The organism is Streptomyces sp. NBC_01508, from assembly GCF_045040315.1.
Taxonomy (GTDB): domain Bacteria; phylum Actinomycetota; class Actinomycetes; order Streptomycetales; family Streptomycetaceae; genus Streptomyces.
This window is the reverse complement of record NZ_CP109419.1, coordinates 6,389,702-6,410,940: the sequence shown is the minus strand read 5'-3', so window position 1 is coordinate 6,410,940 and position 21,239 is coordinate 6,389,702. Positions and strand designations below refer to the sequence as shown.

General features: G+C 70.2%; 17 protein-coding genes and 1 pseudogene. 12 read left to right on the top strand and 6 right to left on the bottom strand.

What is annotated here, in order from left to right; genetic code table 11:
- The first annotated feature begins 83 nt into the window (after positions 1 to 83).
- From aceE to OG700_RS29665, 3 genes are all read left to right on the top strand, one after another.
- Positions 84 to 2,774, top strand: a complete 2,691-nt coding sequence (aceE, locus tag OG700_RS29675) for a pyruvate dehydrogenase (acetyl-transferring), homodimeric type (protein ID WP_405618881.1) — start codon at positions 84 to 86, stop codon at positions 2,772 to 2,774.
- 134 nt (positions 2,775 to 2,908) lie between these two features.
- Complete coding sequence (locus OG700_RS29670) at positions 2,909 to 3,727, top strand: MerR family transcriptional regulator (RefSeq protein ID WP_405618879.1); 819 nt, start codon at positions 2,909 to 2,911, stop codon at positions 3,725 to 3,727.
- A 43-nt stretch (positions 3,728 to 3,770) separates the two neighbouring features.
- The gene (locus OG700_RS29665) at positions 3,771 to 4,736 is read left to right on the top strand and encodes a helix-turn-helix transcriptional regulator (protein WP_405618877.1); all 966 of its coding nucleotides are present in this window, start codon (positions 3,771 to 3,773) and stop codon (positions 4,734 to 4,736) included.
- Here OG700_RS29665 and OG700_RS29660 read toward each other — a convergent pair.
- Positions 4,727 to 5,653 (bottom strand): SDR family oxidoreductase, encoded by a 927-nt coding sequence (locus tag OG700_RS29660; RefSeq protein WP_405618875.1) that lies wholly within the window; start codon positions 5,651 to 5,653, stop codon positions 4,727 to 4,729. The genes OG700_RS29665 and OG700_RS29660 overlap by 10 nt on opposite strands.
- 126 nt (positions 5,654 to 5,779) lie before the next feature.
- On the opposite strand from OG700_RS29660, the gene OG700_RS29655 reads away from it, so the two are divergent.
- Complete coding sequence (locus tag OG700_RS29655; RefSeq protein ID WP_405618873.1) at positions 5,780 to 6,304, top strand: DUF4240 domain-containing protein; 525 nt, start codon at positions 5,780 to 5,782, stop codon at positions 6,302 to 6,304.
- A gap of 44 nt (positions 6,305 to 6,348) precedes the next feature.
- Here OG700_RS29655 and OG700_RS29650 read toward each other — a convergent pair whose 3' ends face one another.
- Positions 6,349 to 6,843, bottom strand: coding sequence for a GNAT family N-acetyltransferase (locus OG700_RS29650; RefSeq protein WP_405618871.1), 495 nt, complete (start codon positions 6,841 to 6,843; stop codon positions 6,349 to 6,351).
- 44 nt (positions 6,844 to 6,887) lie between these two features.
- Here OG700_RS29650 and OG700_RS29645 point away from each other — a divergent pair, with 44 nt between their 5' ends.
- Both OG700_RS29645 and OG700_RS29640 read left to right on the top strand, forming a co-directional pair.
- Positions 6,888 to 7,781, top strand: a complete 894-nt coding sequence (locus tag OG700_RS29645) for a TIGR01777 family oxidoreductase (RefSeq protein ID WP_405618869.1) — start codon at positions 6,888 to 6,890, stop codon at positions 7,779 to 7,781.
- 261 nt (positions 7,782 to 8,042) lie between these two features.
- Positions 8,043 to 9,557, top strand: a complete 1,515-nt coding sequence (locus tag OG700_RS29640) for an FAD-dependent oxidoreductase (RefSeq protein WP_405618867.1) — start codon at positions 8,043 to 8,045, stop codon at positions 9,555 to 9,557.
- Between the two features lie 44 nt (positions 9,558 to 9,601).
- Here OG700_RS29640 and OG700_RS29635 read toward each other — a convergent pair whose 3' ends face one another.
- Complete coding sequence (locus OG700_RS29635; RefSeq protein ID WP_405618865.1) at positions 9,602 to 11,221, bottom strand: regulator; 1,620 nt, start codon at positions 11,219 to 11,221, stop codon at positions 9,602 to 9,604.
- A gap of 301 nt (positions 11,222 to 11,522) precedes the next feature.
- Between OG700_RS29635 and lipB the strand changes: the two genes are divergently transcribed.
- From lipB to OG700_RS29615, 4 genes are all read left to right on the top strand, one after another.
- Positions 11,523 to 12,392, top strand: coding sequence for a lipoyl(octanoyl) transferase LipB (gene lipB, locus OG700_RS29630; RefSeq protein WP_405618863.1), 870 nt, complete (start codon positions 11,523 to 11,525; stop codon positions 12,390 to 12,392).
- Positions 12,393 to 12,575: 183 nt separating this feature from the next.
- Positions 12,576 to 13,541, top strand: coding sequence for a lipoyl synthase (gene lipA, locus OG700_RS29625; RefSeq protein ID WP_405618861.1), 966 nt, complete (start codon positions 12,576 to 12,578; stop codon positions 13,539 to 13,541).
- Positions 13,542 to 13,813: 272 nt separating this feature from the next.
- Positions 13,814 to 14,056 (top strand): hypothetical protein, encoded by a 243-nt coding sequence (locus OG700_RS29620; protein ID WP_405618859.1) that lies wholly within the window; start codon positions 13,814 to 13,816, stop codon positions 14,054 to 14,056.
- 10 nt (positions 14,057 to 14,066) lie between these two features.
- On the top strand, positions 14,067 to 14,765 hold the full coding sequence (locus OG700_RS29615; protein WP_405618857.1) for a DUF4191 domain-containing protein: 699 nt from the start codon (positions 14,067 to 14,069) through the stop codon (positions 14,763 to 14,765).
- A 96-nt stretch (positions 14,766 to 14,861) separates the two neighbouring features.
- Here the strand turns inward: OG700_RS29615 and OG700_RS29610 are convergent, their stop codons facing one another.
- A complete protein-coding gene (locus tag OG700_RS29610) occupies positions 14,862 to 15,326 on the bottom strand; it encodes an RDD family protein (RefSeq protein WP_405618855.1) in 465 nt (154 codons plus the stop codon).
- Between the two features lie 252 nt (positions 15,327 to 15,578).
- Here OG700_RS29610 and glnA point away from each other — a divergent pair, with 252 nt between their 5' ends.
- Positions 15,579 to 16,988, top strand: coding sequence for a type I glutamate--ammonia ligase (glnA, locus tag OG700_RS29605; protein ID WP_405618853.1), 1,410 nt, complete (start codon positions 15,579 to 15,581; stop codon positions 16,986 to 16,988).
- Between the two features lie 580 nt (positions 16,989 to 17,568).
- Positions 17,569 to 18,114: a hypothetical protein gene (locus tag OG700_RS29600; protein WP_405618851.1), complete on the top strand. Its 546-nt coding sequence runs from the start codon at positions 17,569 to 17,571 to the stop codon at positions 18,112 to 18,114.
- A gap of 269 nt (positions 18,115 to 18,383) precedes the next feature.
- Here OG700_RS29600 and OG700_RS29595 read toward each other — a convergent pair.
- A pseudogene (locus OG700_RS29595) lies at positions 18,384 to 19,804 on the bottom strand (IS1380 family transposase).
- Positions 19,805 to 20,416: 612 nt separating this feature from the next.
- The gene (locus OG700_RS29590) at positions 20,417 to 20,881 is read right to left on the bottom strand and encodes a hypothetical protein (RefSeq protein WP_405618849.1); all 465 of its coding nucleotides are present in this window, start codon (positions 20,879 to 20,881) and stop codon (positions 20,417 to 20,419) included.
- Positions 20,882 to 21,239: the final 358 nt, after the last annotated feature.

Sequence of the window (21,239 nt, the reverse complement as noted above, 5' to 3'; positions counted from 1 at the left end):
CCAGCCCATCGCCCTGTCCTGCCAGACACGGCTTCTCTCCACTTTTTCTCCACCCCCTCCTGTGTGACCGGAAGGCGGCGACCATGCCCGACCCCGTAGGCAAGCTTCCGAGCGAGCTCGACCAGCTCCCGGACCGCGACGCCGAGGAAACCGCCGAGTGGGCGGCCTCACTCGACGCCGTCACCGAGCACGCGGGCCCGCACCGTGCGGCGTACCTGATGCGGCGCACCCTCCAGCACGCCGAGCGCACCGGAGTCCCGGTGCCCGCTCTGCTGGAAACGGACTACCTGAACACCATCCCGACCGCCGCCGAGCCCGTCTTCGACGGCGACGAGGCGATGGAGAGCCGGATCGCCGGCTGGAACCGCTGGAACGCGGCCGCGATGGTCACCCGTGGCTCGCGCCTGGGCGTCGGCGGCCATATCGCCACCTTCGCCTCGGCCGCCTGGCTCTACGAGACGGGCTTCAACCACTTCTTCCGCGGCAAGGACTCCAAGGAGTCCCCCGGCTCCGGCGACCAGCTCTACATACAGGGCCACGCCTCCCCCGGCGTCTACGCCCGCGCGTTCCTCGACGGACGGCTCACCGAGCGGCAGCTCGACCACTTCCGCCAGGAGGCGGGCGGCCAGGGCCTTCCCTCGTACCCGCATCCGCGGCGGCTGCCCTGGCTGTGGGAGTTCCCCACCGTCTCCATGGGTCTCGGCCCGCTCTCCGCGATCTACCAGGCGCGCTTCAACCGCTATCTGACGAACCGCGGGATCAAGGACACCTCCGCCTCCCACGTATGGGCGTTCCTCGGCGACGGCGAGATGGACGAGCCCGAGTCGACGGCGGCACTGGCCCTCGCGGCCCGCGAAGGGCTCGACAACCTCACCTTCGTCATCAACTGCAACCTCCAGCGCCTCGACGGCCCCGTCCGCGCGAACTTCAAGATCGTGCAGGAGCTGGAGTCCCAGTTCCGCGGCGCGGGCTGGAACGTCGTCAAGTCGCTGTGGGGCTCCGCCTGGGACGAGCTGTTCGCGCTCGACACCACGGGCGCCCTCGTAAGGAGGCTGCGTGCCGTACCGGACGCGCAGTTCCAGACGTACGCGACCCGCGACGTCGCGTACATCCGTGAGCACTTCTTCGGCGCCGAGCCCGCGCTCGCCGAGCTGGCGAAGCTGCTGACCGACGCGAAGATCGCCGAGTGTTTCCACACCTCGCGCGGCGGCCACGAGGCCCGCAAGGTGTACGCGGCCTACCGCGCCGCGCTCGCCCACAAGGGCGCGCCGACCGTGGTCCTCGCCCAGACGGTGAAGGGCTACACGCTCGGCACCGGCTTCGAGTCGCGCAACGCCAACCACCAGATGAAGAAGCTCTCCGGCGACCAGTTCCGCACCATGCGGGACCTGCTCGAACTTCCCATCCCCGACTCGAAGTTGACCGACGAGTTGGTGCCGTACGGCCACCCCGGCGCCGACTCCCCCGAAGTCCGCTACCTACAGGAGCGGCGTGCGGAACTCGGCGGGCCCGCCCCGGCCCGCCGAGTGCATGCCGTCGCCCTGCCGGAGCCCTCCGAGAAGGCGTTCACTGCCGTCTACAAGGGTTCCGGCAAGCAGTCCGTCGCCACGACCATGGCGTTCGTGCGGCTCGTGAAGGACCTGATGCGGGACAAGGAGACCGGCAGGCGCTGGGTCCCGATCGTCCCGGACGAGGCGCGTACGTTCGGCATGGAGGCGCTGTTCCCGTCCGCCGGGATCTACTCGCCGCTGGGCCAGACGTACGACCCGGTCGACCGCGACCAGATCATGTACTACAAGGAGGCCAAGGACGGCCAGATCCTCAACGAGGGGATCACCGAGGCCGGTTCGATGGCCGACTTCATCGCCGCCGCGACGTCGTACGCGACGCACGGCGAGACGATGATCCCGTTCTACATCTTCTACTCGATGTTCGGCTGGCAGCGCACGGGCGACCAGATGTGGCAGCTCGCCGACCAGCTCGGCAAGGGCTTCATCGTCGGCGCGACGGCCGGCCGTACGACCCTGACGGGCGAGGGCCTCCAGCACGCGGACGGCCATTCGCACCTGCTCGCGGCGACGAACCCGGCCTCGCTCAACTACGACCCGGCGTTCGCGTACGAGATCGCGGTCATCGTCAAGGACGGCCTGCGGCGGATGTACGGCCAGGCAGCCCCCGGCGAGGACTCGGACGTCTTCTACTACCTCACGGTCTACAACGAGCCGAAGCCGCAGCCCGCCATGCCCGAAGGCGTGGAGGAGGGCATCGTCAAGGGCCTGTACCGCTTCAAGGAGGGCGTGCCCGCCAAGGCGGACGCGCCGAGGCTCCAGCTGCTCGCCTCCGGCACGGCCATCCACTGGGTCCTTGAGGCCCAGGAACTGCTCGCGGCCGAGTGGGGGGTCACGGCCGACGTCTGGTCGGCGACGTCCTGGGGCGAGCTGCGCAGGGACGCCCTGGAGGCCGACGAGGCGCTGCTGCGCGGCGAGCAGCGCACGCCGTACGTGACCCGCGCCCTGGACGGGGCGCCGGGACCGGTGCTGGCCGTCAGCGACTGGATGCGTCAGGTGCCCGACCAGATCAGCCAGTGGGTCGAGCAGGACTACTCCTCGCTCGGGACGGACGGCTTCGGGCTCTCCGACACGCGTGAGGCCGCCCGTAGGCACTTCGGCGTCGACGCCCGATCGATCACGGTCGCGGCGCTGGCGCAGCTCGCGCGGCGCGGCGAGGTGCCCGCGTCGGCGGTGAAGGAGGCGCGCGAGCGCTACGGCCTCTGAACGACACGCCCTCCGTAGGAAGGGGCCCTCGCCGGGGGCCCCTTCCTACGGAGGCTCGCGCCGGTGCGCCATGCTTGACCCTGACACCCATGCTTGACCCTGACACCGTGTGAACTCGTGCAGTAGGGGACGTCATGTTCACCATCGGAGACTTTGCCAGGCACGGCCGCGTATCGGCCCGCATGCTGCGCCACTACGACGCGATCGGGCTGCTGCGTCCCGCCCACACCGACCCGTTCAGCGGCTACCGCTACTACACGGCGGCCCAGCTCGCCCGGCTCAACCGGGTCGTCGCCCTCAAGGATCTCGGCTTCACACTGCAGCAGGTGCGGGAGATCCTGGAGGACCGGGTGAGCACGGACGAGCTGCGCGGGATGCTCACGCTGCGGCGGGCCGAGCTGGAGGCGGCGATGGCGGCATCTGCCGCCCGGCTTGGCCAGGTCGAGGCGAGGCTCCGGTCGATCGAGAGCGAGGGGCGCATGCCCACCGAAGACGTCGTCGTCAAGAACATCCCCGCGGTACGGCTCGCCGAACTGACCGCCACCGCCGAGAGTTACGCCCCCGAGCACATCGGCCCCGTCATCGGCCCTCTGTACGAGGAACTGTTCCGGCGCCTGGAGGCGGCGGGCGTGGTGCCGACGGGCCCCGGTGTCTCCCGCTACGAGGACGCCCCCGAGGGGAACGGTGCCATCGTGGTGCGCGCGGGGGTAACGGTCTCCGGCGGACCGGCGCCCGGCCAGGACTTCGCGGTCGTGGACCTGCCCGCCGTCGAACGGGCCGCGACGATCATGCACCGGGGGCCGATGGCGGCGATCGTGCCGACGGCCCAGCTCCTGGGCCGCTGGATGGACGCCGGCGGTCACCGCTCCGCGGGGTACGCACGCGAGGTCAACCTCGAATGCCCGGCGGACAAGGACAAGTGGGTGACGGAACTCCAGGAGCCCCTGGCCTAGCGGGGCCGCCCCGGCCCCGGCGGCGTGCGTGGACAATGGATCCATGCGCGCTGCCCGGCTGATCAAGATGGTGCTGCTCCTCCAGGCGCGGCCCGCCATGACCGGCGCCGAGCTGGCGCGGGAGCTGGAGGTGTCCGAGCGCACCGTCACGCGCGACGCCCTCGCCCTCTCCGAGGCCGGGGTGCCCGTCTACGCGGACCGCGGGCGTTCGGGCGGCTACCGGCTCGTCGGCGGCTACCGCACCCGCCTCACGGGCCTGGCACGCGGCGAGGCGGAGGCCCTGTTCCTGTCCGGGCTGCCGAACGCGCTCCGTGAGATGGGGCTTCAGGACGAGGCGTCCGCCGCCCGGCTGAAGGTGTCGGCGGCGCTGCTCCCCTCCCTGAGGGGAGCGTCGGACTCGGCGGCGCAGCGTTTCCACCTGGACGCGCCCGGCTGGTACAAGGAGCCCCAGACTCCGGAGCTGCTGCCGGCCGTCGCCGAGGCCGTCTGGGACGACCGCACCGTCGTCGCCCGCTACCGGCGCCAGGACGCCGAGGTGGAGCGGGAGTTGGCACCGTACGGACTCGTGCTCAAGGCGGGTGTCTGGTACCTCTGCGCCCGTGTCGACGCGTCCTTCCGGGTCTACCGGATCGACCGCTTCACGGAGGTCACGCTCACCGGCAAGCGCTTCGAACGCGACGAGTCGTTCGACCTGCCCGCGTTCTGGGACGAGCGGGCGGCGGAGTTCACCCGGTCGATCCTCCGTACGGAGATGGTGCTCCGGCTCTCCCCGGAGGGCCTGCGCCTGCTGCCGTACCGGACCGACCAGGCCTCGGCCCGGGAGGCGGCGGACGCGGCCGGTCCGCCGGACGACGACGGCTGGACGACGCTCACGCTTCCGGTCGAGTCGGCGGACGTGGCGTTCTCCCAGCTCTTCGCCCTCGGGCCGGAGCTGGAGGTGCTGGAGCCGGCGGAGCTGCGGTCCCGCTTCGCCGACTCCGCCGACCGCACCGCGCGTCTCTACCGGTAGCCGTCCATGGGGACCTGGGTGCCGGGCGCCGCCGCCTCGGCCGCCATGTACGCCCACAGGTCCGGCCGGCTGCCGTCCGCGTCCGTGACGCCGTACTCCTTCGCCAACCGCCCGCTGGACAGCGCCTGCCCCGCCCAGCGCTCCCGCTCCGGGTCGGCGACGAGCGCCGCGACCCCCCGGCCCAGATAGACGGGCGTCTCGGAGAGCGCGAAGTGCCGGTGGATCTTGATGCCGTCCCGCCAGTTCTCCTCGGTGATGCCGAAGCCGTCGAGCATTTCCTCGGATCGCAGGAAGCCGGGGGTGACGGCGACCGCCGTGCCGCCCACGCTCTTCAGCTCCTCGGCCAGCAGGTAGGCCATCCGGATCGGGGCGTTCTTGGCGAGGTCGTAGTAGAAGTTCTCGCGCGGCGTCCTGTTCGACTCGGCGGTGCCGTCGGTGACCTCGATGACCAGCCCGCCCGGCCGCCGTACCAGCAGCGGCAGCGCGACGGCGCTGGTGATCAGATGGGTCCTCACCCCCAGATCGAGCATCCGCAGCCCGCGTTCGAGATCCAGCTCCCACACCGGTGTGTCGAAGTCGAGGAACTTGTTCCCGCCCCACACGTCGTTGACCAGCACATCCAGTTGGCCCCGCTCCCGGTCGATCCGCTCCACCAGCGCCCGTACCCGCTCGATCTCCAGATGGTCGGTCGGTACGGCGACGCCCTCGCCGCCCGCGCGGGTGACCAGCTCGGCGGTCTCCTCGATGGTCTCGGTGGGCCGCCCGACCTCGCTGACCTTCTCGCGCGTGGTGCGCCCCGTCACGTACACCGTCGCCCCGGCGGCGCCCAGCTCCACGGCGATCGCCCGGCCCGCGCCGCGGGTGGCCCCCGCCACCAGTGCGATCTTTCCGGTCAGCGGCTTGCTGTCGTCGGTCATCGGCCGACTCCTTCTCTCTCGGTGTCACGGTGACCGTTCCACGGAAAGGAGACATCTTCTGTCCGGCTTCCACCCGACGACTGCGCCCCGCGTGCGCCGCCCGGCGCCAAGCACGATGCTGTACCCGTGACCGACGAGACGGAGTTCTGGGAGATCATCGACGCCACGCGCGAGGCCGCCGGCGGTGACTCCGACGAGCACGCCGATCTCCTCGTGGAGCGGCTGCTCCAGCTGGACCCCGACTCGGTCCTGGACTTCGCCCGGCACTTCGAGAACCGCTACAACCGCGCCTACCAGTGGGATCTGTGGGCAGCCGCCGCGATTCTGCTCGGCGGCGCGAGCGACGACGCGTTCGACTACTTCCGCTGCTGGCTGATCGGCCAGGGCCGGGAGGTCTTCGAGGGCGCCGTGCACGAACCGGACAGCCTCGCCGGGCTGATCGGCGAGTTCGACGAGGAGATCGACGGCGACGGCGAGGAGCTGGGGTACGCGGCCGACGAGGCGTACGAACAGCTCACCGGCTCGGTGGCGCCCGATCTGGGGGTCGCCCCGCAGGCCCCGGAGCCCGAGGGCACGCCCGTCGACTTCGAGGACTCACAGGCGCTCGCCGACCGGCTCCCCCGCCTCTGGGAGCGGTTCGGGATCGACTGACCGCCCCGCCCCGCCCCGCTCGCCCCGTCCCGCTCGCCCCGCCCTCAGGCGTCCAGCGAACGGCCCATGAGCACGTCGTCGACGTAACTCCGGTCCAGGAAGAACTCCCCCGGCAGCACGCCCTCCACCACGAAGCCCTCCGCCTCGTAGAGCGCCCGCGCCGGCTTGTTGTGCCCGAGCACGCGCAGCGTCATACGCACCGCACCCTCGGCGCGCGCCCGCTCCATCGCCGCCCGCAGCAACAGCCGCGCCACACCCCGGCCGCGCGCCCACTCGTGCACGGCGAGGCCCTGGATCTGCCGGACGTGCGCGTTGCAGGCCAGCGGGGTGGGCGGCACCATCCGCAGATAGCCGGCGATCCGGCCGTCCAGCTCGGCGACGAGATAGTCCGCGGGCAGGTGGCGCGTGTCGAAGAACGGCTCGAACGGCGGCTCCTGCCTGGGCGTCACCGCGTGCAGAAACGACCAGGTGTCGTGGTCGAGGCGGCTCAGGACGTCGTCGTCCGAAGGAAGAGCGGCACGTATGTGGGGTCCCGGCATGGCGCCAACTGTCCCACAGGGGCGCCTGGCGGCAGGATGGATTCATGAGGATCGCGATCACCGGCTCCAACGGGCTCATCGGCACGGCGCTCACGCGCTCCCTGCGAGCGGACGGGCACGAGGTGGTCCGCCTGGTCCGGCATCCCTCCCGGGCGGGCGACGAGGTCCAGTGGGACCCGTCCCGGCAGTACGTCGACGTGAGCGGGCTGTACGGCTGCGAGGCCGTCGTCCACCTCGCGGGCGCGGGGGTCGCGGACCACCGGTGGACCGACGCGTACAAGAAGGAGATCAGGGACAGCCGCGTCCTCGGTACGGCGGCGATCGCCGAGGCCGTCGCGTCCCTCGACACCCCGCCGAAGGTCCTGGTGTGCGGGTCGGCCATCGGCTACTACGGCGACACCGGCGACCGCCCGGTGGACGAGTCGGCGCCACCGGGCGAGGGGTTCCTGCCCTCCGTGTGCGTCGAGTGGGAGGACGCGGCGGCTGCCGCGTCGGACGCGGGCGTACGGACGGTGTTCGCCCGCACCGGGCTCGTGGTGGCCCACGAGGGCGGCGCGTGGGGGCGGCTGTTCCCCGTCTTCCGGGCGGGGTTGGGCGGTCGGCTGGGCGACGGGCGGCAGTACTGGAGCTTCATCTCCCTGCACGACCATGTCGCGGCGCTGCGGTACCTGATCGACACGGAGTCCCTGTCCGGCCCGGTGAACCTCACCGCCCCCGAGCCGGTGACGAACCGTGAGGTCACGGCGGCGATGGGGCGAGTACTGCACCGGCCGACGGTCTTCGCGGTGCCGTCCGTGGCCCTGAAGGTGGTGCTGGGTGAGTTCTCGGAGGATGTACTGGGCAGCCAACGGGTGCTGCCGGGGCGGCTGTTGGAGTCGGGGTTCACGTTCGCGTTCCCGGGGATCGACGAATCGATTGCTTCGGCGTCGCGGGTGTAGCGGGGTCTGCGGGTTGCCGGGTCCGGGCCTTGTGGGCTGGTGTTCGTTTTTGGTCTCCGGGTCGTCGGGTCCAACGAGCGTTGCACGCGGCGTAAATCACGCCGTCCGGACACACCCACCCGCAGGCCCTCACCCTGACCGGCAGCCGACAACCGCGACCAACAAGCCCGTCCGGCGCTTGCGGACAACGACCACCGGGCGGAACCGGCAAACGCACCCCCGCAACCGCCGGACGGCAACGCGTGCGCCCCACACGCATCCATGCCCCCGCCACTGCGCGACTGCGAACATCCGGTTCCCTTCCTAGTCTCGACCCGCACTCGGGTATTCCCCGAGCGGGTCGGGGCAGGAGCCCAGGACCGCAGCCGCGCCGACCTCGGGGAGGGGCACGTGCTCAGTACTGAACATCACGCGGACGTCGTCATCATTGGCGCCGGAATCGCCGGCCTGTCGGCAGCTCATCAGCTGACCCGCGCCGGCGTAACAGTCACCGTCCTGGAAGCCGCCCCTTACATCGGCGGCAGGATGGCCACCGAGCATCTCGACGGCTTCCGGCTCGACCGCATGGGCCAGTTGCTCAACACCTCGTACCCGGAACTGCTCCGCACCCCGGCGCTCCGAGACGCCTCCTTACGGACGTTCTCGCCGGGCGTGCTCGTCCACAGCGAGGGCCGGTGGCACCGCGCGGGTGTCACCGTCACCGCGGGGAGCGCACGGGGCGCACTCACCGCCGCACGCGCCCTGGCAAGCGCCCCGCGTTCCAGGGCGCGGACCCGCGTCCCCGGGGCCAGGGCCGTCACACGGCCGGGCTCCCGGCCCCCGCTGGGCAACGCGCTCGACCAGGCCCGTCTCCACGCGGCCTTCGGCCGCCTCGCGACCACCCCGGTGAACCGGCTGCTGGCCCGCCCCGAACGCCCCGCCCTCGCCGCGCTGTCGGCGCGTGGCCTGCCCGCGCGGACCGTCGACGGCTTCGTACGCCCGCTGCTGTCCGCGCTGTTGTGCGATCCGGATCTGACCACGTCGAGCCGCTGCGCCGACCTGGCGCTGCGCAGCTTCGCCCGCGGTCGGCTGTGCGTCCCCGAAGGGGGCGCCACCGCCCTGCCGGAGCTGCTGGCGGCCACGCTGCCGCCCGGCACGGTGCGGACGGGTGTGTGCGTGACGAACGCGTCGATCAGCTCCGTCGGTACGAAGGAGCACGGCGAGATCACCTGCCGCTCGCTGCTCGTGGCGACGGGCGCCCGCGCCGCCGCCGAGTTGCTGCCGGGCCTGCGGGTGCCGGACTTCCACCCCGTGACGGTCCTCCACCACGCGGCTCCCACACCCCCGTTGACCGACCCCGCTCTGCTCCTGGACGGGGACCGGCGCGGCGGCCCCGTGGCGCACACGGCGGTCATGAGCGCGGTCGACCCGTCGCGCGCCCCGGCCGGCCGGACGCTCATCTCCTCGACGGTGCTCGGGCTCCGTACGCCGCCTCCCGGGGCGGAACTCGACGGCGCGGTCCGCGCGCATCTCGCCACGCTGTACGGCGTGTCGACCACCGACTGGGAGCTGCTGGCCGTCCAGCACGACCCGGAGGCGGTCCCGGCGATGCCGCCGCCGCACGATCTGCGCCGTCAGGTGCGGCTGTTGTCGGGTCTGTACGTGTGCGGCGACCACCGCGACACGAGCACCGTCCAGGGCGCGCTCTCGTCGGGCCGCAGGGCCGCGTACGCGATCCTGGACGACCTGGGCGTACGACCGGGCCACGGGCCCGTACAGATCCCGACGGCGGCGTAGGGGCGCGCCCAGGGCGTCCCGTACGGCCGCGCGGCCCGGCCCGGTCAGCCGAACGCCGCGATCCGGTCGCGGTACTTGCGTACGGCCGCCGCGTCCCGGTACGGCTCCAGGCGCCGCTCGAAGTCCCGTACGTAGTCCACCGCGCGGGCCGACCGGATCTCCGTCGCCTGCTGCGCCGCCTCCGCTCCCAGCGCGCACGCCTGGTCCAGTTCGCCGAGTCCCAGGCGGGAGGAGGCGACCACCACCCGGCAGAAGAGCCGGCTGCGCGCGAACGCGGGTGACCGTAACCGCAGTGAGCGCTCCGCGTGCTGGACGGCCGCGCGGTACTGCTGGAGGTCCCGGTAGCTGTGCCCGAACTCGTCGGCGAGCTGCCCTTCGTCGAAGGTGCGTGCCCAGTGCGGCACTTCGTCGCCGGGCCGGGCCGACTCCAGGGCGCGCTCGGCCCGTACGAGCGAGGCGGTGCAGGCCCGTGCCTCGCCGAGCACGCCGTGCCCGCGCGCCTCGACGGAGTGCAGCAGCGCCTGCACCACGGGCGGCGCGGCGGAGCCGACGCCCTGTTGGGCGACGCGGGCGAGCTGGACCGCCTCGCGGCCGTGCCCGAGGTAGACGGCCTGGCGGCTCATGGTGATCAGGACGAAGGAGCCGTACGCCCGGTCGCCCGCCGCCTGGGACAGCCGCAGCGCCTGGACGAAGTAGCGCTGCGCGAGCCCGTGCGCGGCGATGTCGTACGAGGTCCAGCCGGCCAGCCTGGTCAGGTCGGCCGCGGCGGCGAACAGCCGCCGCCCGGTGGTCTCGCCGTAGACGCCGCGGAGCATCGGCTCGCACTCGTGCTCCAGGTACCGGACGAGCGCCTGCCGCGCGTGGCCGCCGCCGTACGCCTGGTCGAGGGTGCGGAACAGCTCGCTGACGGAGCGCAGGGCCGCGACGTCCCCGCCACCGACCCGCTGGCCCGCGACGCGGTCGGTCTGCCGGCGGGCCGGCGGGACGCCGGCGGGCACGGCCGCCTGGCGGGGCACCGTGGCGCGGCCCTGGGCGGGTACCCGGACGCCCGCGCCGCCCCCCGTACGGCTCGCGCCACCGCTTCCGTAGGAGGGTGTGCCGTACGACGCCGTGCCCGGCGACGTGCCCGGCCCCGTGGCGGCGAGTTGGTGGCCGGCCGGCTGTCCCGGCATCCGCGCCGGTTCGGCGGCCACCGGCGCGGCCGGCCCGTCGTGCCCGACCCGTTCGTCGGCGCGGCCGATCAGCCAGTCCCGGCTCGGCACGACGAGCCCCGCCGGGGTGAACGCGATCTTGCGCAGCTCCGCGTGGCTCCCCGAGTCCTTGCGCCAGAGTCCGCCGACGATGTCGACGGCTTCCTCGGGGGTCGCCGCGAACTCCAGCCCGGCGTACACGGGCGCGCAGGCGTCCAGCCCCAGGTCCTGCGCGGAGAGCCGTCGGCCGAGTCTGCGGGTGAAGACCTCGGCGATCAGTGCGGGCGTGGTGCCGCGTGGCTGCTGGCCGCGCAGCCAGCGGGTCACGGACGTCTTGTCGTACCGCAGGTCGAGGCCGTGTTCGAGCCCGAGCTGGTCCACCCGGCGGGCGAGACCTGCGTTGGAGAAACCGGCTTCTGCGATGAGCGCGGCGAGCTGGCGGTTGGGGATGCGCTGCGGAGGTCGTTCCGACATCAGCTGTACGGTCTCCTGCCTTCCGGGCCCCGGGAGCAGCCCTCATGGAACGGCGTGAATTTAGCGGTCGGAGCTGCCCGCGCCGTCACGTTCGTCCCACATTCATCCGATCGTGTGAGGATTGCGGGCTTGGCTGACGGGACGCGCGTACGGGCGCGGCAAGGCCCTGAGAGCCCTTCGGGCCTGCCGGACCGCCGCGCGGGACGCGGCCGTACAGTGGCTGAGGCGCGATATGTGCACCGTGCCCGGCTGTCGTGGGACACCCCCCTGATCCCGGGCACATAGCGAGGGAGGCAATGCCGTGAGTGAGCTGCGGTTCGTCCATCTGGGGTTCGGCGGCGACGCCGTCGAGTACCGGGAGGCGTGGCAGAGGCAGCGCGACGTCCACGCGGCCCGCTTCGCGGACGAGATCCCCGACACCTGCCTGCTGCTCGAACATCAGCCCGTCTACACGGCGGGGCGGCGTACGCAGGACAGTGAGCGCCCCCTGGACGGCACTCCGGTGGTGGACGTCGACCGGGGCGGCAAGATCACCTGGCACGGCCCGGGCCAGCTCGTCGGCTATCCGATCCTGAAGCTGCCGCGTCCCGTTGACGTGGTGGCGCACGTACGCCGTCTTGAGGAGGCGCTGATCCGTACGGCGACCGAATTCGGCGTGGCGACGACGCGTGTCGAGGGCCGCAGCGGCGTATGGGTGCTCGGCGATCCGGTGGAGGAGCGTCCGTCCCCGGGCGGCGCGGGCGGTCTGTCGCTGGACTTCGATCCCCGGGTGAACGACGGGGAGTTCGACCCCCGGCTGAACGGCCCCGAGTACGCGCCGTCCAACGCGGGCCAGCGCCGCGAGGACCGCAAGCTCGCCCAGATCGGCATCCGCGTCGCCAAGGGCGTGACGATGCACGGCTTCTCGGTGAACGTGAACCCGGACAACACCTGGTTCGACCGGATCGTGCCGTGCGGGATCCGGGACGCGGGCGTGACGTCGCTCTCGTACGAACTGGGTCACGACCTCACGGTCGCCGAGGTGCTTCCCGTGGTGGAGCGTCATCTGCGGGACGTACTGGAGCAGGCGGAGCCGAAACCCCGCGAGGCCGACGCCCAGGCCGAGGCCGGAGCCGAAGCTGGGGCCGGAGCCGGAGCCGAAGCCAGGGCCGTCGCGCCGGCGCGCGCCTGACCGACCCCGACGGCCGGGCTCCCCGGCCGTCACCGCCGCGGCCGGCGGGGAATGCCCTGCGCCGGCCACCGGTTGGCCCAATGCCATGCGACGCCATGGCCACGCAGTACCAAGCAATCAACGGGCGTACTCTGGTGTTCGCCGAAGATTCGAATGCCGCGCCAGCAGAGAGAGGTGCCGGACGTGTCCGCTGTCGCACCCGACGGACGCAAGATGCTGCGCCTGGAGGTCCGGAACAGCCAGACCCCCATCGAGCGCAAGCCCGAGTGGATCAAGACCCGGGCGAAGATGGGGCCCGAGTACACCGCCATGCAGAAGCTCGTGAAGAGCGAGGGTCTGCACACCGTGTGCCAGGAGGCCGGCTGTCCCAACATCTACGAGTGCTGGGAGGACCGCGAGGCGACCTTCCTCATCGGCGGCGACCAGTGCACGAGGCGTTGCGACTTCTGCCAGATCGACACGGGCAAGCCCGAGGCGCTGGATCGCGACGAGCCGCGCCGGGTCGGCGAGTCCGTCGTCACGATGGACCTGAACTACGCCACGATCACCGGCGTCGCCCGCGACGACCTTGAGGACGGCGGCGCCTGGCTGTACGCGGAGACCGTGCGCCAGATCCACGCGCAGACGGCCGAGCGCCAGGCGGGCCGTACGAAGGTCGAACTCCTCATCCCCGACTTCAACGCGGAGCCCGCCGCGCTCGCGGAGGTCTTCTCCTCGCGCCCGCAGGTGCTCGCGCACAACGTCGAGACGGTGCCCAGGATCTTCAAGCGGATCCGTCCCGGCTTCCGTTACGAGCGCTCCCTCGACGTCATCACGCGGGCCCGCGAGGCCGGTCTGGTCACGAAGTCCAATCTGATCCTCGGCATGGGCGAGACCCGCGAGGAGATCAGCGACGCGCTGCGCGATCTGCACGACGCGGGCTGCGAACTGATCACGATCACGCAGTATCTGCGCCCCTCCGCGCGCCACCACCCCGTCGAACGCTGGGTGAAGCCGCACGAGTTCGTGGAGCTGAAGGACGAAGCCGACGCGATCGGCTACTCCGGTGTGATGTCGGGGCCGCTGGTCCGGTCCTCGTACCGCGCGGGGCGGCTGTTCCAGCAGGCGATGGAGCGCCGCGGCGCTCAGACGGTCCGCCAGCCGGTGTGAATCCGGCGGCTTGTGCCCGCGCGTTCAGCGCGCCCACTGTGTGAATCCGAGCACAAGCGACTACTTAGCAGTAACGGCCGCACCGCCGCGGCCCGTACGCTCCCCGCAGGTCGGGGCGGCGTCCGGGCCGCGGCGCCGTTCGGTGCCCCGGCTCCGGGCATTCACGGCCGTTTGACCGCTTGGTCACGCACTGGTAACACCGGTGGGTAACCCTCGTCAGTACGCACCCGCCTCCTCTCCACCCGCACTCGTTCCTAGGGGGAACAGCCACCATGCAGGCCGCGCCGGTACGACCCGTCACCGAGGTGATGGCGGCAGCCACCCGCCCCACCGCCCTGCCCTCCGTCTCCCACGCCCTGCGCGCGATGGAGTCGCTCCTCCTCGGCGGCGGCCAGCGCACGGCCCGCAGGAACGCCTGGACGGCCGTCCTGGCGGACCGCCGCAGGGCACAGGACCGGGTCGAGGCGCAGCACGTACTGGAGGCCGTGTCGGGCCGCGCTTCCCGAGCCACGTAAACTTCGGCTCATGGCGAGGAAGGAAAAGGCAGACACTGCTGCGGAAACTGGGCGACTGAAGCAGATCGCTCTTACCTACAAGATGACCCGACGGGCCGACAAGAAGGTCGGTCTCGTCGTCGCGGGTGTGGGAATCGTCACCTTCGGTGTCTTCCTCGCGATCGGCTTTCTGGTCGGTCACCCCATTTATCTGGGCATTCTGGGCTTCATTCTGGCCTTCCTCGCGATGGCGATCGTCTTCGGACGCCGCGCCGAGCGTGCTGCCTTCGGGCAGATGGAGGGCCAGCCGGGAGCGGCGGCGGCCGTACTGGAGAACGTGGGCCGCGGCTGGTCCACAACCCCGGCGGTCGCGATGAACCGCAGCCAGGACGTGATCCACCGCGCGGTCGGCAAGGCCGGCATCGTGCTGGTGGCGGAGGGCAATCCGAACCGGCTGAAGAGCCTGCTGGCGGCCGAGAAGAAGAAGATGGCGCGCATCGTCCTCGATGTGCCGGTGCACGACATCATCGTCGGCGACGGCGAGGGCCAGGTGCCGCTGAAGAAGGTCCGTACGACGATGCTCAAGCTGCCTCGGGTGCTCTCCGGCCCGCAGGTGACGGCGGCCAACGACCGGTTGCGGGCGATGGGCGACCTGATGAGCAACATGCCGCTGCCGAAGGGCCCCATGCCGAAGGGCATGCGGATGCCGCGGGGCGGAAAGATGCGCTGACCGGTCTTCTCCGGTCTTCGGACACATGTGAGGGCGGCGTGGAACGCGAGTTCCACGCCGCCCTCTCCTACGCGTGCCCGCGCTTGCGGACACGGCCTAGATGCGTACCTGTACGGCGCGGGCGAGCCGGTCGTGCAGCCCACGACCGTCGCGGTCCCAGATGAGGGCGGGTACGGCGAGACACAGCAGCACGCTGCGGGCCAGGGCCCATCCGAAGCCGAGCCGGCCGCGGCTCTCGGAGACGACCCGCAGGCCGAAGACGCGCTTGCCGACGGTGGAGCCGACCGTCCCGACGGTGAGGATGTTCATGAGGAGGAGCACGCCGAGCGCGTAGTTGCTCGCCGACTGCGGGGTGTCGGCGAGGAGCCCGTACGCGATCAGCATGCACAGCGCCCAGTCGAGGAAGAGCGCGCCGAAACGCCGCCCGAGCGGGGCGGCGGAACCGGGGCCTTCCTTCGGCAGACCCAGGCCCTCGCCCCGGTATCCGAAGTCCGCGCCCATGTCCTCGGCCGCGGCGCGCGGTCCGGAGAGCCATGATCCGATTGCTTGCCTGTTGTCCACCCGACCACGGTACTGCGCGGGTGTACGCGTGCGGGGTCCAGGGGTGGCCACCGCGGCCGGTCGATTCCGGCCGCGGTGGCCTGTCTGTGGAACGGCACACACCCAGCCCGGTTAACTTCGGCGAAACAAACGGGTCATGCCTGAGAAATCCCGCATACCTATGGTCGGGTCCTGCGTGTGCCACCGCACTGGCCACACGACCAGTAGCGATAAACCCCCGCCCCTCGCCGGGACGGGAGGAGGAGGAGCTGGATGTTCCAGAACGCCGACGAGGCCAAGAAGTTCATCGCGGACGAGGACGTGAAATTCGTAGACGTCCGCTTCTGCGACCTGCCTGGCGTGATGCAGCACTTCACGATCCCGGCGAAGGCGTTCAACCCGGATGACGAACTGGCCTTCGACGGCTCGTCGATCCGCGGTTTCCAGGCCATCCACGAGTCGGACATGGCGCTTCGCGCCGACCTGTCGACCGCCCGGGTGGACCCCTTCCGTCGGGACAAGACGGTGAACATCAACTTCTTCATCCACGACCCGATCACGGGTGAGCAGTACAGCCGCGACCCGCGCAACATCGCCAAGAAGGCCGAGGCCTACCTCGCCTCCACCGGCATCGCGGACACCGCGTACTTCGGCCCGGAGGCCGAGTTCTACGTCTTCGACAGCGTGCGCTTCAACACGACGTCGAACGAGAGCTTCTACCACATCGACTCCGAGGCCGGCGCCTGGAACACCGGCTCGACCCAGGACAACCGCGGCTACAAGGTCCGTTACAAGGGCGGCTACTTCCCGGCCCCGCCGGTCGACCACTTCGCCGACCTGCGCGCCGAGATCTCCCTGGAGCTGGAGGCCGTCGGCCTTGAGGTCGAGCGCCAGCACCACGAGGTCGGCACCGCCGGCCAGGCCGAGATCAACTACAAGTTCAACACGCTGCTGGCCGCGGCCGACGACCTGATGCTCTTCAAGTACATCGTGAAGAACGTCGCCTGGCGCAACAACAAGACCGCGACCTTCATGCCCAAGCCGATCTTCGGCGACAACGGCTCCGGCATGCACGTCCACCAGTCCCTGTGGGCCGGGGGCGACCCGCTCTTCTACGACGAGCAGGGTTACGCGGGCCTGTCGGACACCGCCCGCTACTACATCGGCGGCATCCTCAAGCACGCGCCGTCGCTGCTGGCGTTCACGAACCCGACGGTCAACTCGTACCACCGCCTGGTCCCCGGCTTCGAGGCCCCGGTCAACCTGGTCTACTCGCAGCGCAACCGCTCGGCCGCGATGCGCATCCCGATCACGGGCTCCAACCCGAAGGCCAAGCGCGTCGAATTCCGCGCCCCGGACCCGTCGTCCAACCCGTACCTGGCCTTCTCTGCGCTGCTCCTCGCGGGCCTCGACGGCATCAAGAACAAGATCGAGCCGGCGGAGCCGATCGACAAGGACCTCTACGAACTGGCCCCGGAGGAGCACGCGGGCGTGGCCCAGGTCCCGACCTCGCTCCCGGCGGTACTGGACGCCCTTGAGGCCGACAACGAGTACCTCCAGGCGGGCGGCGTGTTCACGCCGGACCTGATCGACACGTGGATCGACTACAAGCGCACCAACGAAATCGCCCCGATCCAACTGCGCCCGCACCCGCACGAGTTCGAGCTGTACTTCGACCTCTAAACCGCGGGGTCCGGCCACTTGGGCGGATGGCTCACGAACAGGCGCTGACCTGCGAGAACACTTCTCACCAGTTCTCACAGTGACCGCTCGCTTTCCACCCCCTTGTGCACCGAGTGTGCACCACCGGACCGATTCCCTGACGCGACGTCAGAACCACTGCGAGGGCCGCTACCCCACTGCCGGGGTAGCGGCCCTCGTCGGCTTGTTCGGTCGCTGTGTGCGGCGGCAGGTATCCGAGAGCCGCCCTTTAGCCGCAACTGCAACCACGCAAGAGGCTGCTCTCAGTCGCGGCGCTCGGCTTCGCGTCGTCGCCGCGTCCTGAGCATGCGACGAGAGTGCGGGTGAGGATGGCCGCCGTGATTGCGACACGCACACGCATCTGTCCCCCCAAAGATGTTCTACAGAGGCATGACCGTAGCGGCCCTACTTCGACCGATGCGACGAGGTCGTTCCGTCGGTGACGCAGTTGCGGACCAAGAGGTGCCGTATGGATGGTGGGGTCCTGCGGCAGGTTGGAGTGCCGAACACCCTTTGTCCGTACACTTGAAGCCGGCGCGGGGCCAGAACGAGCGGGAGAACCATGTTCAAGATCCCCGATCGCGTCGCAGACCTTTTCGGTGACCACGCCATCCGTATCGAGGTGTGGCGAGCGCTCACCGCAGCCGGACAAACCCAGGGCTACGAGGAGAAGTATCTGGAGGACGGCCCATTCGGTGAGGTCGTCCTCATCACCTACGGGCGGTTGAAAAACTTCGACATGGCAGCTCTGCCGGACGATCAACGCGAGTTGGTGGCCGGAGCGAAGGCGCTGTCACACCGTCTCGCCACCGCCGGGCATGCCATCGATCTGGCGTCCACAGCTGACCAGCGCGCCAACGAGGACTGGCCCCAGCTCCTCGCCTTCGTACAGCAGAAGTGTGCAGCCCGAATGGGGCTTCCCGGCCACGAGGGATGGGAGCGCTGCTTCACGTACATCGTTGGTCGAGCAGAGGCGTTCGTTCAGCCGACCCGATCAGCTGAAGACCGCGACGCCGGGTATGCCGTCCTCCGTCACTTCGCTTCGTTCTTCCGCCGTGACGCAGGCTTCGAGCAAGGGTGGCTCATCGAGGTACCTGACATCGGCTGACGGTTCTGGAATCCAGCGAAGCGCCAGGGCCGCGTCTGCGTCTCGCTCTCATCCGAGTGCGGGACGCAGTGCTGTCAGTCCACTCAAGAAATTGTTCAGCGGGCGCAGGGGAACGGTCCCCATCGGGGCTAGCCTCGCCGTTTCAGTTGGGGTTGCTGGGCGGCTGAGCGAGGTTGTTTGAGGCTGGGTCGGCCGGTGGGCATGGTGAGGGCCCGACGCGGGGTCGGGTTCTCCGAGGTCCTTGGGTTGAGGTGGGCGGGGGTGGTGGGTCAGCCGGCGGGGCGGGGTAGTGCGGCCAGTCGGTGGAATGCGGCCGTGAGCTCGTGTCGCCAGGGCCAGGTCGCCGATATCCGGAGGCGGAGGCGGCGGCTGCCCCGGGTGATTCTGGCGGCGACGTGCAGGAGCCGGTATCGGAGTTTCTTGGGTTCGGCCGTGGCGAGTTCGCCGTCCAGGAGGAGGGTGCGGGTCCAGGCAAGGAGGTCGATCGCCGCGAGGCTGAGTTCGAGCCAGGCGGCGTTGACGCCGAAGCGGCGGGAGGGAAGCGGCCGAAGCCGGTGGTCTTGCCGCACCGGATGTGGTCTTCGACGGTGGCGTGCTGGCGGTGGCGGACCTCCAGGAACTGGGCGGAGCCGGAGGTGAACGGGGTGTCGGTGAGAAAGACCTGGTGCCGCATGCCTTCGTCCTGGTCGAAGAGTGAGAGCTGGGCTCCGGGGTGGGGATGTTCGCGGCGGACGATGATGCGGGTGCCGTCCGGGTAGCCGGCAAGGTCGGTCATGCCGGTCAGTTCGGCGACCTCGGCGGACTCGCGGAGGGTGCCGTCCTGGTCCAGGGCGGGGTGCCAGACCTGCTCGGGCAGGGCCCGGATCGCGCGGCGGACTGGTTCGGTGACCGCGTATCCGACTGAGAAGAAGGTGCGGATTCCGCGTGTTCGCAGGTCTCGGATGTGGCTGAGGAACGCTTTCGCGGATCCGGCGCTGTCGGTGCGGATCAGGATGTCGGTGCCGTGCCGGTGGGCGTCGGGGATCTGCGCGAGAGCGTCGTCCAGAACCGCGATGTGATCCGCGGCCGTGTTGGCTCCGGAGTTTCCGGGCCGGAGGCGCCCGGACATGGCCTCGCCGGTGTTGGCCAGGAAACACAGCAGGGGGTGGAAGCCGAAGCCGCCTTTGTAGGTGGGTGCGGCCTGGACCTTCTCCGAGTGGCAGGTGATCAGCGTGGCGTCGATGTCCAGGACCAGTCCGGGCACTTCCCGCCCGCCGGCTTTCGCCGCCGGTATGCCGCAGCGGGTCTCGGATGCCTGGAGCCAGGCCACTTCCCGAGCCTGAGCCCGGGCTGAGCGCAGGCGGCCCAGTACGCGTTCATCGACGGCGGCCAGCACCCGCCAGGCAGTCGGTGTCGAGGCGATGGGGCCGAACACCTCGCGCTGGTCGCGCAGGACGGCCAGATCCGTGATGGTCTCGCCGCCGGCAGCCACCATCACCGCGAGGTCGGTCGCGATCCGGCCCGGGTCATGACCAGTACCGCGTGGCCGGAGCGGTCCGAGCGCGGTGGAGTACGCGCTGGTCAGTCCGGTGACATCGGCGAGATCAGCCAGCAGCCGTGCCCCGGCATGACCGATCACCCCCGCCCCGTCAGCAGAGACATGAAGCCTGGGACGCGAACCGATACCCTGCACGCAGAAAGTGCCTTCCACCTGGACCGACAGAACCCCTCGACAAGGTTCATCGTCCCAGCTCGGAAGGCACTTTCGCGTTCACGGCCAGCAACTGGTCGCACGCCAACTGAAACGGCGAGGCTAGTGCATCACGTTCCCTTAGGCGCCCTCGTGGCATTGCGAAGCACAGTCGCCTGCCTGGGAAGCGACGAACGGGGCGGGGCCCAATCCGGAACAGCCGGACTCGCGCGGCCCGCTGGTGGCCATGAACTCGCTCTCGCGCCCGTCGGGCATGCGGAGAATTCCAGGCGCGCGTCAAAGAGGTCGACGTCTGACGACTCGTCGGCCCGTGTGACGCTGCCGGCCCAAGTGCTGTCCCGGTCAGACTCGCGGTTGTCCGAGCGGCTGGGGTCGTAGCGAAGCACAAGGGAGACCGTGACAGGCGCTTCGCAGCCGTCAGGGAAGGTGACGACTGCGGGGCCGGTGTAGCGCGGGCGCCCATCGTCAGGGTGGAATCGGGGACGTGTAGACATGGCGCGAGACTAACGCGAAGGCGCACCCAACTGCTCTGCGAGAAAGCCCAGTTGACAGTGAACACTCTCGAAAATATGCCAATACCGTGGCAGTCGAGGGCTCTGCGGTGCCGCCCGCCTAAGACAAGGTGACGCCGAACTCAGATAGCAGTTCACGCGTACTGAGTACGTCGATGCCCCACTCGCGCGACCGGCCCGTGAGCCGTCTTTCGTTGGTTACGAGCGCGCACTTCTCATATCGGGCAGTCGAGGCGATCAAGGCATCGCGCGTATGCTTGATGTTTCCTGACCTGAGTGCGTCCATGAGGTCCTCGTCCGCATCGCTTCCGACCCGACAGAAGTTGACCCGCGAGAAGTCCACGGCCGCAGATCCCGTAGGGACCAATCGGCCAAGGTCCGCCATGAGCAGGACAAGCCAAGATCGACGCTCCTGGTCGGGGATCGCCGTGAGTTCGTCCATCGTGACATGGGTGTAGAGCACTTCTAGGTCACCCGCCGTCACCGCCGTCTTGAGCGCTTCAAAGGCGCCAACACTCTCAGCTATCTGGTCGATGGCGTTGGAGTCGAAGACCACTCGTCGCATGACCAGAAGCCTACGACGCTAGTGGACCGAGATCGGCCCCACTCGCACCCCGCCGCCTGGCTCTTGGCACAGCACCACACCACGCTGCTGTCTGGCCTCGCAGGTGAGCGCCGTCCAGATCATGGCTGGCGTGGAGACCTGTATCTGATCGGACCCCCAAATAGCTCGTCAGGCTGGCACCTTCGCCGGTGTCGCATCCACGTCAGCTCCGTGCCGCGCCGACCACACGAACGAAATCCCAACCCAAAGATCGACTCGCTCGCCATCTGGAAGCCTCTCCCCCGCCAGCCCCTCACCCCAAACGAGGACCAGCACAGAAAGGAGAACCATGGCAGCACCCACGAAGCCGAAGCCCGTC